Origin of the sequence: Acinetobacter pittii ATCC 19004 = CIP 70.29 (assembly GCF_000369045.1) — a bacterium.
In the GTDB taxonomy this organism is placed as follows: domain Bacteria; phylum Pseudomonadota; class Gammaproteobacteria; order Pseudomonadales; family Moraxellaceae; genus Acinetobacter; species Acinetobacter pittii.
Genome location: NZ_KB849786.1, coordinates 114,243 through 130,605 on the forward strand (window position 1 = coordinate 114,243; position 16,363 = coordinate 130,605).

A 16,363-nucleotide genomic window follows, 5' to 3' on the forward strand; every position below is an offset into this window, starting at 1 on the left:
TTAATCAAGTATAACGTGTGGTATGTAATATTTCAGAGATTACTATGTCAGATATTTTACCATTAAGCTGGTTTCAACGTGAAACCTCAGAAGTAGCTTATGATTTAATCGGCTGCGTATTGTGTAAGCGACAACCTGATGGCCAAGTGATCCGCTGTACAATTAGTGAAACTGAAGCTTATTTGGGCGTTCGTGATAAAGCTTGCCATAGTTACAATGACAAACGCACCGCTCGAACAGAGGTAATGTATTGCTCTGGTGGCATGATTTACGTCTATTTAATTTATGGCATGTATGAAATGCTCAATCTTATTACTCAGACAGAAGGTGTGCCTGAAGGGGTAATGATTCGTTCTGCATTTTTAAATAGTGCTTCAACTAAAAAAGACTATAAGCTTTTAGCTGGACCCGGCAAATTGACACGCTATTTAGGGATTGATCGGACTTTAAAAGGACAAACCTTGGGAGAGGAGTCTGGACTGTGGGTTGAAGCGGCATCAACGCAACCAGAAGTAGTTCTAACGCCACGGATTGGAATTGATTATGCCGAAGAAGCAAAACATTGGCCTGAACGATATTGCTGGAAAGATCATCCATCTTTGAGTCGATAATTTTAATCTGGAAATCAATTTTTAGATATTGGTGAAGAGTGTTCCAGATTTACAACAATGCAGATCGAATTCAATATCCAGACAAGACACCGCTTTTTGTTATCATAACTACAATATAAATAAAGGAAATAAGCATGTCCTTATTACGCTTAGACCGACTGCATTACTGTATTTTGATGAGTATGGGCTGTATTTCTAGCCCACTTGTTTGGGCAGAAGATTTAACACAAGACGTAACTGTATTGCCAACATTACATGTGGAAGCAACCCGTACCGATACAACCTATTTGCAGACACCGGCCTCGGTTTTTCGGATAGATGCACCTCAAGTTGATACTTCTTCACAAGTAAATTTAACCGAAGTTGTGAAAGGTGTACCGAGTTTGCAGATTCGTAATCGTGAAAATTATGCCCAAGATTTACAGCTCTCTATGCGTGGTTTTGGTGCACGCTCTACTTTTGGTGTCCGTGGTATTCGCCTTTATGTCGACGGTATTCCTGCAACAATGCCGGATGGACAAGGCCAAACGTCTAATATCGATTTAAGTAGTCTGGACCATGTTGAAGTTCTAACAGGACCTTTTTCTTCACTTTATGGAAACTCATCGGGTGGGACAATTTTAACTTCTACTAAAGAAGGGCAAGGCAAAGATTCAATTGAGCTGAGCTATTCGGGAGGCAGTCACGATAAAAGCCGAGCAGGGCTCGTGCTACAAGGTGGAGCAAAGGGTGCGAATGAACCAAGCTATGTTATTAGTTCATCGTATTTCGATACTGATGGTTACCGAGAACATAGCGGTGCAGAAAAAGTACTAAATAATGCAAAGCTCAGTTGGAATCTTGATGATGGTAGTAAAATCAACTGGGTAACCAACTACGTAAAAATTCATGCAGACGATCCGCAGGGACTAACGCATGACCAGTGGAATGCTAATCCAAAGCAACAAGTTCCATTTTTAAAGCAATTTAATGTCCGTAAAGATATTGAACAAACTCAAACGGGTGTGACATGGGCTAAACCGATTAATGATAAAAATGAACTGTATGCTATGGCATATTTAGGTAATCGCCAAGTCACTCAATATCAATCTATACCTAAAGGTGAAGTGAAGCTAGAAGAGGGTAAGCCTATTTATTCAGGTCAAGCCAGCCCAAAGCATGCTGGTGGAGTCATTGATTTTGAGCGTAATTATTATGGCGCTGACTTCCGCTGGACGGGTAAAGAGTTACTTCCAAATACTACTCTAAGCATTGGTGTTGCACTTGATATAATGGATGAAGAACGTAAAGGCTTTGAAAATTTTAATGTAAACAATGTTTATGGTGTTAAAGGTAATTTACGCCGTGATGAAGATAATACTTTGTGGAATATCGATCCCTATTTACAAGCGTCATGGCAGTTCTTACCAACGTGGCGTTTAGACACGGGGGTACGCTATAGCAATGTCCATTATAAATCAAAAGATCATTTTACTTCAGGACCTGATCAGTATGGAACTGTGAACGGTGATGATAGTGGCAAAACAAATTACGATAAAGTTTTGCCCTCTGCTGCTTTAAGCTGGCAAATTTTACCTGAACTGATGGCCTATGTGAGTTATGCCAAAGGATTTGAAACGCCAACTTTTACTGAAATGGCATATCGTCCAGATGGAGAAAGTGGTTTTAATTTTGATTTAACGGCATCAACAAGTGATACCTATGAAACAGGCTTAAAATCACAAAACCAATTAGGTGATTTTACTTTGGCAGTTTTTCAAACTAAAACCAAAGATGACATCGTTTCTGCAGGTAACTCAAATGGCCGATCAACCTTCCGCAATGCAGATAAAACCTTACGTGAAGGCGCCGAGTTTGCATGGAATAAAAAGTTGTGGCGAGATTTAACAGCGACTGCAAGCTATACATATTTAGATGCAACTTTTGATGCTGATATTCCAGCTTTAGGAAGTATTGCTCAAATTCCAGCGGGCAATGCTATCCCTGGAATTGCTAAAAACCAAGCTTATGCCTCTTTAGCTTGGCAGCCATCGCACGGTCTATATGGCGGTGTAGATGTACAGTATATGGATAAAGTATACGTGAATGATACCAACAGTGACGCAGCACCAAGCTACAGTGTAACCTCAGCTAATGTGGGTTATGCATGGGTAATGGGCGACTGGAAAGTGAATAGCTTTGCCCGTGTAGATAACCTATTTGATAAAAACTATGCAGGTTCAGTGATCGTAAATGATTCAACTCAACCAGTTGGACGCTACTTTGAACCAGCGGATGGGCGTAACTGGAGTGCAGGTTTACGTGTAATTAAGCAATTCTAGGAATTAAAAATGGCAAAATTATTTGAAACGGTTAACTTTGGTTCACTACAACTGGTCAATAGAATTGTAATTGCTCCGATGTGCCAATATTCGGCAACAGATGATGGTGAAATTACCTATTGGCATGAACAGCAATGGGCAAATTATGCATTATCTGGCGCTGGGCTTTGTATTGTAGAGGCGACTGCTGTACAACCTGAAGGTCGGATTAGCTATGCTGATCTTGGGCTTTGGAATGATCAACAACGTGACAAAATTAAAACGTTGTTAGCTAAGGTTCATACACTTTCACCAATGCCATTTGGAATTCAGTTAGCACATGCAGGGCGTAAAGCATCTACTGAAAAACCGTGGTTAGGTAAAGGTCAGATTGCAAAAGATCAGCCTCATGGTTGGCAAACGGTTGCACCAAGTGAAAGTACTTTTTCTGTTCATGATGCAGCACCCCATGCTTTGACCATTGCTGAGATTAAACAGGTTCAACAAGACTTTGCAGCAGCTGCAAAACGTGCTGTAGAAGCTGGGTTTGAGTTGATTGAAGTTCATGCTGCACATGGTTATTTACTTCATCAATTCTTATCGCCAATTGCCAATCAGCGTACTGATGAATATGGCGGTTCTTTAGAAAACCGTATGCGTATGACTCTTGAGGTTCTTCAGGCAATTAAACTCGCTGTACCTGAAGGTTATCCTGTTGGTGTTAGACTCTCTGCGACTGATTGGTTAGAGAGCATCGAGCACTGGGATGTTGAATCTACAGTGGGTTTATCAAAAGCTTTAGAGCAATTGGGCGCAGCCTATGTGCATGTGTCTAGTGGTGGTTTGCACGAGCATCAATCTATTACGATTGGGGCAGGTTACCAAGTTCCATTTGCTGAGCAAGTCAAAAAGCATGTGTCCATTCCAGTTATTGCTGTAGGGTTAATTACTGAGCCAGAACATGCCGAACAAATTTTGGAAAACCAGCAAGCTGATGCTATTGGTCTTGCTCGTGCAATGTTGTACGACCCAAGATGGCCTTGGCATGCAGCAGCGGCTTTAGGGGCAGAAGTGAAAATTGCACCTCAGTATTTACGTTGCCAACCACATGGATTAAAACAACTTTTTAACTCTTTTTAATTGTATTGGGCAAAGTCATCTTTGCCCATTTTTCTTTCGCTAAGTGAGGACGGTCAGTGGTTTTTCAGGTTATTTTACCTATCTTGATATTGCTATTGATGGGCTATGTTTGTGTCCTCATTAAATTGGTAACACCTGAACAGATCAGGGCTCTTAGCGCATTTGTAATTAAAATTTCCTTACCAGCTTTTTTAATCCATTCCTTGGCAAATAAAAACTTACAAGACATTTGGCACCCAGCTTATTTTCTTGCGTATGGCGGTGGATCTTTAATTTTATTTTTCTTGGCTTTTATTCTCTATCGAAAATATTTTAAAAATAGTTTAACCCATAGCGCCGTGATTTCGATGGGCGCATCTATGTCCAATACTGGATTTATGGGAACAGCTATTTTAACCATGTTGATAGGTAATCATGCTGCTATTTATATTTCTTTAACACTCATCATTGAAAATTTATTGATTGTGGCGCTGATGCTCATTCTGGCCGAAGCTGGTTTACATCAACAACAAAATCTTTTACCGCTGTTAAAACAGACTTTTTTAAACTTACTCAAGAACCCTGTCATTATCGCTATTTTGGTTGGGATGGGATGCATTCTTTTAGATGTTAATCTTCCTGCAACGCTTGACCAATCTTTAGAGTTACTTGGGCGTACAGCTTCGCCTTTGGCCTTGTTTGCAATTGGCGGAAGTTTAGTAGGTATTGGAATAACAACGGTAAACATAGAAAGTGTTTTGTTAGCGACATTTAAAGTTGTGCTAATGCCATCTGTTATTTTTACACTTTTTTTAATAACTCCAAATGTAAGCCGTGAAATGCTTTACGCAGGAACATTAATCGCTGCTTTACCAATGCCGATTGCTTTCGGAATTTTTGGACAAGCCTATGGCTTAAATGAAAAAGCGTTAACACCGCTTATGATTAGTACAATTGTCGGTTTTATTGGGGTGAGCTGGCTTATTGCTTTGTGGTGGTAAAAGAAAAGCCCCATAAGGGGGCTCATCATTTATTATTTTTTCGGTGCTGGCTGTGCGGGAGCATTTGCAGCCTGTTTGCTCTTTTCTGCAATAATCTTATCAACCGAAGCTAACGATTCTTTAGCATTTGGAACATTTTGATTGGCAAGTTCAGTAAAGATTTTTTTAGCCTGTGGTAAGTTTTGTGGAATGATATTGCCATTCGCCATCATGGTTGCTAAAGCCATAGACGCAGGCGCATAGCCTTTTTGAGCAATTGACTGTAAAGCTTCGATACCTTGGCGTTTCATTAAAGGATTTTTATTTTCAACCCCTTGGCTAATGTCATATAGTGCTTTGACCTGAATAGCAGGGTAGTTACCTTTTCGAATTAAAGGCGCCAATTTTTGAAGGGCAATTTGATGTGACTGCGGTTTTTTCTGAGCAAATAAAATTGTCGCAATTTTCACAGTTGCATCATCAGAACCTTGAGCCGATGCCTTTTGAACATATTGACTGAATTTGTTGCTGTCTTTGGCAACCCCTAATTCACCAGTCTCATAAATTTGTGCAAGTGTGTAACTCGCTTGGGCGTAACCTTTATTTGAAGCATCCTCATAATATTTAAGAGCTTTAGAAGAGTCTTTTGCTGTACCTTGGCCCATTTGAGTCATATAGCCTAAGTTATAGATAGCTTGGGCATTACCTGTTTGGGCGAGGCGTTGCATTTCTTGAAATGCAGCGGAGTAGTTTTTTGCTGCGTAGAGTTGTTCAGCTTGTTTAAAAACATCGGTTTTAGCAGCAGTCGCTGTGTTATCAGCTGCAAAAATTGATGCACTTGAAAGGGTGATTAGGCTTGCGATTAGTAATTTCTTCATTTCTTTTTAACCTTTTACTTCGTAGCTACATCAATCCATTGATGCATGAAAGAGTTTCAATTTCTCATCATAAATATTGATTGCTGAAAGTAAACAGCCGATTTGTATATAAAGCACTGCACTTTGGGCAAATTGTGGAGAAAAAATACCCACTCACATTCATATAACGGAGTGGGTAATATTATTATTTTGCTGACTGAAGTAATGCTTCAATTTGTTTGGCATCACTTGGTACACCAGAGAGTCTTTGGCCATCTTGCAAGAACAGGGTAGGTGTTCCATCGATATTTAATTTTTGACCTAAAGCAATATTTTTCTGAATTGGGCTTGAGCAACTTTTGCTATTAGTCGGTAATTTGCGATTAAGCATATAGTTTGTCCAAGCTTCTGCCGGATTCTTTGAACACCAGATTTGATTTGAAACTTTTTCAGCATTTGGATGCAAACTAGTAAGAGGATAAAGGAACACATATACGGTTACGTTATCAACACCAACCATATTTTGTTCTAGGCGCTGGCAATAAGGGCAATCTGGATCACTAAAGACATAGAGCGTACGTTCGCCTTTACCTTTTACATATTTAATCGCCTGATTTAATGGCAAACTTTTAACGTCAATCTTACCCAATTCGGCAATACGTTCTTCAGTCATATTTTTTTGTTGTTTGATGTCGACTAAATTACCAACAAAAAAGTACTTCGCATCTTGATTAGTATAAACAATACGGCCGCTTGTATAGACTTCATAAATGCCTTGCACAGGCGATTGATAAACACCTTTTACAGGCAAATCGGGATAATTCGTCTTAAGATTTTGTTCAAGGGTTTTAACATCAGCATGAGCAGAACCGAAAATAGCCAGACTCAACATGAGTGTAGCAAGTTTAGTTTTCATCTTTTTTCTCTTTAATTTCAACAGGGCTAATGATGGCATATAAAGCTTAAAAAATTGATGTTCTAATCTAATGAAATCATTAGTGTTTTGTATCTATAAAAAAGCCCACTAACTTAGCAGTGGGCAGTTTGGACTAATAAAAATTATTATTGTGGTCTTGCAACATCACCACTTAAAGCTTCAGGTAACTCAAGAACTTGAAGTCCTAACTCTTGTAGAGCAGCAGGTTTAGCAACAACTAAAGCAAGATAGCTTTCATCATTTGCAATACTATTGACGACTTCAACATCGTTATTTAATTGAGTTGCTGAAGCAGGCGCTTCACCTGTGCCTTGTACAAGATGTAACCAGTGTTTTGGTTTTGCTTTAAACCAAAGACGCGCCACAATTTCCTGACCTAAGTAACAACCTTTGTCGTAATTGACGCCTTCACGTTGATGTAAACGCAATTCTTGGGGCTGGAATTCATGTTCAGTAGCCTGTGTAATCCAAGCTTGACCAGTCATAATGGCTTGTTTTTGCCATTCTGAAATATCAGTTTCAGCAGTAGTGAATTCAGTTTGATGATTCACAACTTTTGGGAACACAGCGCCTTGTTCACTTAAGGTCATTTTTGAAAAGGCGCCATATTTTTTAATGTGCTTGGCAAACTCTTCAGCTTGATCTTGAGTAACTACAATTTCAAAACTTTCAGGATTCATCTTCTTTAGCCATAAGCCAAAATGAATACGACCTTTAAGATCACAAATAGCTGTATAGCGAGTTTCATTTTCAGCTAAACGTTCAGTATCTACAGTAACTTGGCCTTGTAAAAACTTTTGTGCATCTACACCGTTTAAAGCATATGAGGAGAAAGCGAGCAGACTCATGATTAATCTCAAATTCAATATGTTTCTTTATGATTGCTGACTATTTTGCTCCATTTTTACTAAAAAATCAGCCATAGTTTTCGTAATTTGAGTTTGTCCTGAAGCTGGCTTTTTTGTTTAAAAAAACACCAAAAATATACGTTCGGATAAATCGGAAGGTTTAAGCTAATAGCCATAATTTCAATAATTTTAAGGAAATTAAAATAAGGAGAATATGATGGCAACAGGTACAGTGAAATTTCATCGCGTGTTTAAGGCACCAGCCGAGCGAGTCTATCGTGCATTTTTAGATCCAGATGCTTTAGTCAAGTGGTTACCGCCCCACGGTTTTACTGCGAAAGTTCATAGTTTTGATGCAAATGTTGGTGGCTCATACAAAATGAGTTTTACCAATTTTTCAACAGGTTCAACCCATGCTTTTGGCGGAACATATGTGGAATTAGTTCCAAATGAACTAATTCGCTACAACGATCAATTCGATGACCCAAATTTACCCGGGACTATGCAGGTTACTATTACATTAAAAAGCGTATTGGTAGGTACAGAAGTGCATATTACGCAAGAAGGAATACCTGAAGTTATTCCTGTGGAAGCCTGCTATTTAGGGTGGCAAGAATCCCTATCTTTGCTTACCTTATTGATTGAAGCTGAAATTCCAGATCAATAAAGTTACTCTGCTTTTCTTATAAAAAAGAGTAGGTCGTATGACCTACTCTTAACATAGTTCTAGTTGGTTTTGTTGTTCCAATAGCTTAACTATGGCTGAAAAATCGACTTGTTGTGCATCGGGTTTGGAAACCTGATTAAACTGTTGCTGAATAAGACTAAAAGCTGGAAGTTCCAAATTATTTTGAGTAACGAGATTTAGTGCAATTCCAATATCCTTTTGTAATAAATCTAATGCAAAAGTTTTTTCAAATTTGCGGTTTAAAATACGTTGCATCATGATATGTTCTGAAACATTACTTTTGCCACTAGAGTGGTTAATACAGTTCATTGCGGAGTGTAAATTTACACCTTGAGATTTAAGGATACTTAATCCCTCTGCCAACGCCCAAAGATGTGTTGCCATTAATGTGTTATTGATGGCTTTTACTGCAAAGGCAGCACCACTTTCGCCGACATATTCAACTAAATTAGCAAATGCTTGAATGATTGGTTTTGCTTTTTTAAAAGCAGACTCGTCACCTCCGACCATTACCGTGAGAGTTCCTCGTTCAGCTCCAATCGTTTGTCCTGAAACTGGTGCATCTAAATAATCAACTCCACTTAATTTGAGCTGTTGGCTGAGTTTTCTTGCAGTCTCTGGCACACCGCTAGTGCAATCCACCCAAATACAGCCTTGTTTTAGTTGAGAATTCGCAATTAAATTTTCTACATCTTGGCTAGTCGGTAGGCATGAAAAGATAATATCTGCTTGTAGAGCTTGTGTCAGGTCTACAGCCTCCGTACCAAAGGTTTGTTCATGTTGCTTTGCTTTAGCAAAAGTACGATTCCAAACATAGACTTGGTTACATACTTGGGTTAAATGGGAAGCCATGTGCCATCCCATTGCACCTAAACCGATAAATGAAACACTTTGAATCAAGGGGTTTCTCCAGAATTAGAGATGTGGGACAGAATTAAGCGGTTCTACTGATTTTTCAAGAGATTGACTTTCAGATTTTTCTGTTCTGTTGAGTAATAGGTTAAGCACAATTGCTGCAAGTGTCGCAGTTCCAATACCCCCTAGGTCAAATGGCCCAATATGTAGACTTAAATTACCAGCGCCCATAATCAGGCTGACTGCTGCAATAATTAAAGTACTATTTTTGGTGAAATCAACTTTGTTATCGATCCAAATTTTTGCTCCAGCCACAGTAATTAAACCAAAGACAACAATGGATGCACCGCCTAATAAAGCGACAGGGATGGTACTAATGATTGCTCCAAATTTAGGAGATAGACCGAGTAGAATTGCAAATAGTCCCGCAACCACAAAAATAGTCGTTGAATAGACTTTAGTTACAGCCATTACTCCAATATTTTCAGCATAAGTCGTCATCCCTGTACCACCAACAGAAGCTGATAAACTTGTACAGATACCATCTGCAAAAAAAGCACGCCCCATATATGGCGATAAATTACGTTCTGTCATGGCAGAAACCGCTTTAAAATGTCCCAAGTTTTCAGCGACTAAAATAAGCGCAACAGGTGCAATCAATAAAATAGCTTTGGCATTAAAAACAGGTGAGTGAAAAGTGGGTAGGCCAAACCATGCAGCTTGACTGATTGTATTAAAATCGATGGGTTTGCCTAACCCTAAGATATTGGTGAGTAGAAAATAAATAAAATAAGCACTGATGAGCCCGATGAGTAATAGAAGGCGGCGAATCATACCTCTTGTAAAAACAGCAACAGCACTAATGCATAAAATGGTAATGACTGCCATCCACGTGTCAAAGCTATTTGTCGAAACGCTTTTAATTGTTACAGGTGCAAGGTTTAAACCAATAATCATGACAATTGCACCAGTGACCACGGGTGGCATGAGTTTTTCAATCCATGCAGTTCCAGTTTTCATGACAATTAAACCGATGCATGCATAAATCAAACCGCAAATGATTGTACCGCCCAGCGCCACAGCTAAATTGGGATTTGATCCAACCCCTGCATAGCCTGTTGCTGCTGCGACTGCGCCAATAAAGGCGAAGCTTGATCCGAGATAGCTAGGCATACGCCCACCTGTAATTAAAAAGAACAAGATGGTGCCAATACCAGTAATAAAAATGGTGAGGTTCGGATCAAAGCCCATGAGTAACGGAGCTAAAACAGTTGCTCCGAACATAGCAAAAGCATGTTGTAACCCCAAAACAATACTTTTACCAGGAGGGAGATATTCATCAATTTGTACGGGAGTTTCTAAATTACCTGTGTGCGGCTTAAATTTAGGAAACCAAGATTCTTTTGTTCGCATAACAGATCCTCTTTTTCATTTTTTATCTGCATTAGCATGCTGTTTGTAATTCGCAATAACTGCGGTTGAAGTACATAAGTGCATTAAGTCCACTTTGGTGTTTCATTGCTTTGACCGCACAAAATAAGACATCATGACTACCGATACTCATGCTTTGTACAATTTCACAATCAAATGACACCAAGGCCTCATTCAAAATCGGAGAACCAGTGAGTAGCTTGCTCCATTCCCCATGGGCAAAGCGTTCTGGCATTGGTGTTTTTCCGCCGAATATTGTAGATAGCGTACTTTGATGGGCAGCTAAAGTATTGACACAAAGCACCTCGTTTTGTTTAAAAGTATTAAACACAGATGCTGAGCGATTGAGACAAACCAATAGTGTCGGTGGTGTATCGGTTACGCTACATACAGCGGAGGCTGTAAAGCCAGCCTGTCCCGCAGGTCCATCTGTCGTGATGACATTCACTGCTGCTCCAAGATTTGCCATGCCTTGTCTAAAAGTATGCTGATCTACTTCTAAGTGTGTTGAGCATGTTTGAGCCTGCTGAATAGCAGATGGAGTTAAAACCTGTTTCTCTTCTCTTTTTTGCATGATTGCTCTCCAACCCCAATGCATGATCATTACAATGAATCGAGGCTAAAACATCACATCAGTTATGATGCTGAAGGTTTTTATCAGTGACATCGTTTATCCCACATGGGCAATCGATGCAATTTCAATTAAGGCATCAGGTTTCACCAAGCCGCACTGGATACAAAAGCGAGCAGGTTTGTCACCCGGAAAATATTCTGCATATACCGTATTTACTGCGCTATAGTCGGCCCAATCTTTAATGAAAATGGAATTGAACGTTACGTCATCCATGGTGCCACCCGCAGTTTCAATCACTTTTTTGATTGTTTCTAAAATATGGCGAGTTTGTCCTGCAGCATCACCAATACAAACCACATTATTATTTTCATCAAAAGCCAATGTGCCTGAGACATACACAATATTGTCTGCTTTGGTTGCAGGAACATAGGGTGCAAGTGGTGCCGATGTTCCTTCAGGAATAACAACTTGTTTAGACATAAGATGCTCCAAATCAAAAAATTTAGATAAAATTAAATGTATGAATTAGGCAGATTGCTGTAGCAATGTTGATGCCGAATTAAAGGCTTTAATGAAACTATTGGTGTCAGATACCCAGCCAAAAAAAGTTTTAATGTTATATAGGGCTGCGTCGTGAGCTTCTTGAGGTCCGGCTTGATAGCAAGCATCTTTAAGTGCAACACCGAAATATTCCAAAAAGAAACCATCACGTAAGGTCGACTCGACACAGACGTTGGTAGCAATACCAACGAAGACTAAATTACGAATGCCACGGGCACGTAAAATGCTGTCGAGCGCCGTGTTAAAGAAACCGCTATAACGTGGCTTTTCAATAATGATGTCTTGTGGAAGTGGTTGTAACTCATCAATTAAAGCAAAGTCCCAACCACCTTTAGATAAAAGTTGGCCTTGTAACTCAGGCTGTTTACGCATGGTTTTTAAAGCATTGGATTTATGAAAATTTGGTGAACCTAAACCACCAGCTTCGACGTAGTTTTTATCCCAACCATTTTGAAAATAGATGACCTGAATCCCTGCACTATGTGCAGCATCGATCGCCTTTTTAATATTTTCGACTACGGGTTTAGTCTTTGAGACATCAAAACCTGCTAAATCTAAATACCCACCTAAAGAGGTGTAAGCATTTTGCATATCAATGACAACAAGCGCAGTTTGTTCTGCTGCTAATTGAATATGTTCAGGTTCGGCTTTCAACACTTTGCCTGTACCAATCTGCGCCGTGAATTCTGCACATACAATATTAGACATTTCATTCATGCACTTTTCTCCAAAACAGTTAGTTCTGCTTGCTCTGTCAGTTCGGTAACGACACTTTCACGACATTTCATGAGCGGTTGAATGCGTTGACCAAAATCTTCTACGCCTTGTAAAAAGTCATCAAAGGTCAACAAAATTCCCTCTGTCCCTTTAATCTCGGAAATTTGATCAAGCATTTTTGCGACATTTTTAAAAGAGCCAACAATGGTGCCCATATTGATATTGACGGGAGAAACGCTAGAGGCCATGTGGCGAATATTGGTGTCAGTGCCAGACACTTTATCTTTTGCACCTTGGTCTTGTAGCCAACGAATAGCTTCCATGTCCGCACCGTCGTTATAGTGTTGCCACTTCTGCATTGCAGCTTCATCTGTTTCGGCAGCAATTACCATAAACAACACATAGGTCTGTACATTGCGTCCAGTTTTGTCAGTTTGAGCTTTTAAGCGATCATTAATTTCGGCATAGGCTGTCGGTGTGTTTAAACCTTTTCCGAAAACAAAGTTGTAGTCAGCATATTTTGCGGAAAAAGCTAAACCAGCATCTGATTGTCCTGCACAGATAATTTTCATATCAGCTTGAGGCTGTGGTTTGACCTGACAATCATTCATCTGGAAGAACTCGCCTTTTAGGTCTGATTTTCCGGTTGCCCAAAGTTCACGTAAAACTTCGACATACTCAGATAAGTAGCCATAGCGCTTAGCAAAATATTCATCGCCAGGCCACATACCCATTTGGGAATATTCAGGCATTTGCCATCCGGTCACGACGTTTAGTCCAAAGCGACCGTTGGAAATCGAATCTATGGTGGATGCCATACGTGCCACAATTGCAGGAGGCATGACTAGTGTTGCAGCAGTTGCATAAATTTGAATTTTACTGGTGACAGCAGCGAGACCTGCCATGAGGGTAAATGTTTCAAGGTTATAGTCCCAAAACTCAGTTTTTCCGCCAAAACCACGCAACTTAATCATGGAAAGGGCAAAGTCAAAACCGTAGTGTTCAGCACGTTGTACAATTTGTTTGTTTAACTCAAAGGTAGGTTTATATTGCGGTGCATTTTCTGAAAGCAGCCAGCCATTATTTCCAATTGGACAAAAAACGCCGATCTTCATCTTGATTCCCCATCGTGAGTTTAGGAAGTCGAACTGAAAGTTATAAAAGATATAACCTTCAGTATTTGTTTGCGTTTTTAATAATGCATAGTGCGTGCCAACTTTAATATTTATATATTTATCAATGTATTGAATTTATTGTTTGGTATAATTTTTATCAAATGGTAAAAAATAATGCGATTATGCACCAAGGAGGAACTAACTTGCTTCATTGTGCATCATTTGATCAATTTTACTTTTGGAGTGTGTATGACATCCAATTTTATAAAACAGCAGAACAAAAAAAGGCGACATTGAAGTCGCCGTGTAGAACTAAAGTATTTCTCTTTTGAGATTGAAGAGGGTGTTATGGACTTAACTCATTCCACTCGACAAGCCTCCTCAAAATTTAAACGGGGAAGGCGTGTATAAACTTTCTGAGGGTCGCCATAGCCGATGTTAATGATAAGATTAATATGATGATTTGTCCCTGCAAAAAATAGCTCATCAACTTGTTTCGCATCAAAACCAGACATTGGACCAGTATCTAAACCTAAACTACGGCATGCCATAATTAAATATGCAGCTTGCAATGAACTATTACGAAAGGCAGTTTCATGTGCTTCGGCTTCACTTGATGTAAACCATGATTTTGCATCAGCATACGGAAATAGTTCTGGCAGTTTGTCATAAAATTTTGCATCGGTTGCAACCAAAACAGTGACAGGAGCTGTCATCGTCTTTTCTACATTGCCAGACGACAATGCTGGCTTGAGTTTTTGTTTAGCTTCAGGTGTTGTTAAAAATACAAAACGAGCAGGACTACAGTTGGCAGAAGTTGGCGCCATTTTGACCAGATCATAAATTTGTTGAATTTGCTCGGGGCTGACGGCTTTATCTAACCACGTGCTGTGGGTTCTAGCTTCTAAAAAGAGTTGATCTAACATATTTAATGTTTTTGCATTCATGATAAGGCCTTAATGCTATGGAAAAATTGAATGAAAGTTTGATTTAGTTGTTGAGATTCGATCACTGTGGAAGCATGGGCACCAGAGGGTAAAATGCAGAGTTGACCATGACCAAGTTTGGTAAAAAGATCTTGTGATTTATGTGCTGGAACTAAAAAATCATCTTGATTGGCAACGATATGAATTGCAGTGTCTTGTAGTGCTTGTACGTGCTCTGATTGTAATTGAAAGCGCATCAATGCTTTGAGTCGTGCAAATACATTTGTCTTGGGCGGAAAACCTTGGAGCTGAATATCTTCGGTACTTTTAATGTGGCTATGATTCTGAGAAATCCATGCTGGAGGATACAAAAATAATGCCTGTGCACGCACATAGGCTTCAGCACCTGCTGACGCTAATAATGCGATACGGGCATCAAAACATTTTTGTGTATGAGCATCTAGTTCATCCCACGCATTAATCAGTGTCAGGCTGAGCATGGTAATTGAGCTAGATTTTAGTTGCTTTGCGAGTTCCATTCCGATGATGCCACCCAAAGCATGCCCGATCATATGAAACTCATGAATTTGAAGATGTTCTAATAAGTGTAGTACTTGATTTGCCATGTCACACATATGGTAGTGTGCAGGTAATAAAGCACTGTCTTGGTGACAGCCTTCTTGGTCATAAGTCACGATGTTGAAATGCGTACTCAACGATTCAAGTTGTGGGCTCCAAAAACTAGCATGACCACCTAAGCCAGATGAGAAAATCAAATAAGGGGCGTCTTTTTGAGATGAACACGGATAAATATAATATTTCATTTTTTACCATTTGATAAAATAATGAAAAATTCAAAAGCAATTTATATGCCTGAATTAATCAGTAATGGCAAATTGAGACAATATTTAGCGCAAAAGATTTAGATTGTAGAGGAAGGCAAATCAATGTGATGATATTTAGATTAAGCTGAGTAGGTGTCAGAAATGGATATACATATTAAAAGAATTTATGAAAATGCTGAGCCCAGTGATGGAAAGTGAATTTTGGTTGACCGTTTATGGAGTAGGGGAATTAGTAAGGAAAATGCCCATTTGGATTTGTGGCTAAAAGAAATAGCACCCTCGACAGAACTTAGAAAATGGTTTCATGCTGCAACACCAGATCATTGGCAAGAGTTTAAAGAGCGTTATTTAAAAGAGCTTGAAACCAACTCCGCCGTTGAAGAGCTACAACACATCATAGCAAAACATACAGTTACGCTTTTATATTCAGCAAAGGATGTTGAAAACAATCACGCAATTATTTTGAAGGAATATTTATTAAGTAGAAACTTAAAATAATATATAAATTTTTTTTTGGTAAAAGTCTCTTATTTAAAACTTTAAAAAATGAGTCATATCTCGCATAATATACTTTTTGAGATTTTTTTCATGTCTTTGCCAAACTGCCCAAAATGCCAATCAGAATATACTTACCAAGATGGCGACTTATTGATTTGTCCCGAATGTTCACATGAGTGGAAAGAGGGCGAAGTATCAGCAACTGAAGAACAAGAAATTATTAAAGATGTGAATGGAAATGTATTAGCTGATGGCGACAGCGTCACTGTAATTAAAGACTTAAAAATTAAAGGTTCATCTTCAGTCGTTAAAGTCGGTACAAAGGTAAAAACGATTCGTTTAGTTCCAGATGCAAGTGATGGCCACAATATTGATTGCAAAATTGATGGTATTGGTCAGATGAAGTTAAAATCTGAATTTGTAAAAAAAGCTTAAACTGTTAATTATTATTACATTTCAGCAGAGATATATGTCTATATCTCTGCTTTTTAAATTCCTAAC

General features: G+C 39.1%; 19 protein-coding genes. 7 read left to right on the forward strand and 12 right to left on the reverse strand.

What is annotated here, in order from left to right; genetic code table 11:
* Positions 1-44: 44 nt before the first annotated feature.
* From F928_RS04890 to mdcF, 4 genes are all read left to right on the forward strand, one after another.
* Complete coding sequence (locus F928_RS04890; RefSeq protein WP_002116032.1) at positions 45-611, forward strand: DNA-3-methyladenine glycosylase; 567 nt, start codon at positions 45-47, stop codon at positions 609-611.
* Between the two features lie 134 nt (positions 612-745).
* On the forward strand, positions 746-2,932 hold the full coding sequence (yncD, locus tag F928_RS04895; RefSeq protein WP_002116187.1) for a TonB-dependent receptor family protein: 2,187 nt from the start codon (positions 746-748) through the stop codon (positions 2,930-2,932).
* 9 nt (positions 2,933-2,941) lie between these two features.
* A complete protein-coding gene (locus tag F928_RS04900) occupies positions 2,942-4,051 on the forward strand; it encodes an NADH:flavin oxidoreductase/NADH oxidase (RefSeq protein ID WP_002116511.1) in 1,110 nt (369 codons plus the stop codon).
* Positions 4,052-4,107: 56 nt separating this feature from the next.
* Positions 4,108-5,031 (forward strand): AEC family transporter, encoded by a 924-nt coding sequence (gene mdcF, locus F928_RS04905; protein ID WP_002116119.1) that lies wholly within the window; start codon positions 4,108-4,110, stop codon positions 5,029-5,031.
* A gap of 32 nt (positions 5,032-5,063) precedes the next feature.
* Here the strand turns inward: mdcF and ybeQ are convergent, their stop codons facing one another.
* The 4 genes from ybeQ to F928_RS21755 form a co-directional block, all read right to left on the reverse strand.
* Positions 5,064-5,888 (reverse strand): tetratricopeptide repeat protein, encoded by an 825-nt coding sequence (ybeQ, locus tag F928_RS04910; RefSeq protein WP_002116390.1) that lies wholly within the window; start codon positions 5,886-5,888, stop codon positions 5,064-5,066.
* A gap of 184 nt (positions 5,889-6,072) precedes the next feature.
* The gene (locus tag F928_RS04915) at positions 6,073-6,783 is read right to left on the reverse strand and encodes a DsbC family protein (RefSeq protein ID WP_002116329.1); all 711 of its coding nucleotides are present in this window, start codon (positions 6,781-6,783) and stop codon (positions 6,073-6,075) included.
* A 146-nt stretch (positions 6,784-6,929) separates the two neighbouring features.
* Complete coding sequence (locus F928_RS04920) at positions 6,930-7,652, reverse strand: CAF17-like 4Fe-4S cluster assembly/insertion protein YgfZ (RefSeq protein WP_002116094.1); 723 nt, start codon at positions 7,650-7,652, stop codon at positions 6,930-6,932.
* 59 nt (positions 7,653-7,711) lie between these two features.
* On the reverse strand, positions 7,712-7,828 hold the full coding sequence (locus F928_RS21755) for a hypothetical protein (protein WP_002116161.1): 117 nt from the start codon (positions 7,826-7,828) through the stop codon (positions 7,712-7,714).
* 38 nt (positions 7,829-7,866) lie between these two features.
* Between F928_RS21755 and F928_RS04925 the strand changes: the two genes are divergently transcribed.
* The gene (locus F928_RS04925) at positions 7,867-8,319 is read left to right on the forward strand and encodes an SRPBCC family protein (RefSeq protein WP_014207573.1); all 453 of its coding nucleotides are present in this window, start codon (positions 7,867-7,869) and stop codon (positions 8,317-8,319) included.
* Positions 8,320-8,367: 48 nt separating this feature from the next.
* Here the strand turns inward: F928_RS04925 and F928_RS04930 are convergent, their stop codons facing one another.
* The 8 genes from F928_RS04930 to rutD all read right to left on the reverse strand — a co-directional run bounded on the left by F928_RS04930 (position 8,368) and on the right by rutD (position 15,343).
* Positions 8,368-9,240: an NAD(P)-dependent oxidoreductase gene (locus tag F928_RS04930; RefSeq protein WP_005072770.1), complete on the reverse strand. Its 873-nt coding sequence runs from the start codon at positions 9,238-9,240 to the stop codon at positions 8,368-8,370.
* A gap of 15 nt (positions 9,241-9,255) precedes the next feature.
* Entirely contained in the window at positions 9,256-10,608 is a 1,353-nt protein-coding gene (gene rutG, locus F928_RS04935; protein WP_005072773.1) for a pyrimidine utilization transport protein G, read from the reverse strand.
* A gap of 31 nt (positions 10,609-10,639) precedes the next feature.
* Positions 10,640-11,230 (reverse strand): NADH-dependent FMN reductase RutF, encoded by a 591-nt coding sequence (gene rutF, locus F928_RS04940; protein ID WP_078210294.1) that lies wholly within the window; start codon positions 11,228-11,230, stop codon positions 10,640-10,642.
* A gap of 66 nt (positions 11,231-11,296) precedes the next feature.
* Complete coding sequence (gene rutC, locus F928_RS04945; protein ID WP_005072774.1) at positions 11,297-11,680, reverse strand: pyrimidine utilization protein C; 384 nt, start codon at positions 11,678-11,680, stop codon at positions 11,297-11,299.
* Between the two features lie 45 nt (positions 11,681-11,725).
* Positions 11,726-12,478: a pyrimidine utilization protein B gene (rutB, locus tag F928_RS04950; protein WP_005072775.1), complete on the reverse strand. Its 753-nt coding sequence runs from the start codon at positions 12,476-12,478 to the stop codon at positions 11,726-11,728.
* On the reverse strand, positions 12,475-13,593 hold the full coding sequence (gene rutA, locus F928_RS04955; RefSeq protein WP_005072778.1) for a pyrimidine utilization protein A: 1,119 nt from the start codon (positions 13,591-13,593) through the stop codon (positions 12,475-12,477). The genes rutB and rutA overlap by 4 nt, the downstream gene beginning before the upstream one ends.
* Before the next feature lie 359 nt (positions 13,594-13,952).
* Entirely contained in the window at positions 13,953-14,540 is a 588-nt protein-coding gene (gene rutE, locus F928_RS04960) for a malonic semialdehyde reductase (RefSeq protein ID WP_005072780.1), read from the reverse strand.
* On the reverse strand, positions 14,537-15,343 hold the full coding sequence (gene rutD, locus F928_RS04965) for a pyrimidine utilization protein D (protein WP_005072782.1): 807 nt from the start codon (positions 15,341-15,343) through the stop codon (positions 14,537-14,539). Before rutD ends, rutE begins: the two co-directional genes overlap by 4 nt.
* A gap of 219 nt (positions 15,344-15,562) precedes the next feature.
* Here rutD and F928_RS0103615 point away from each other — a divergent pair, with 219 nt between their 5' ends.
* Both F928_RS0103615 and phnA read left to right on the forward strand, forming a co-directional pair.
* The gene (locus F928_RS0103615) at positions 15,563-15,862 is read left to right on the forward strand and encodes a DUF488 domain-containing protein (RefSeq protein WP_228136300.1); all 300 of its coding nucleotides are present in this window, start codon (positions 15,563-15,565) and stop codon (positions 15,860-15,862) included.
* A gap of 90 nt (positions 15,863-15,952) precedes the next feature.
* Positions 15,953-16,297, forward strand: coding sequence for a zinc ribbon domain-containing protein YjdM (gene phnA, locus F928_RS04970; RefSeq protein ID WP_005072786.1), 345 nt, complete (start codon positions 15,953-15,955; stop codon positions 16,295-16,297).
* The last annotated feature ends 66 nt before the right edge of the window (positions 16,298-16,363 follow it).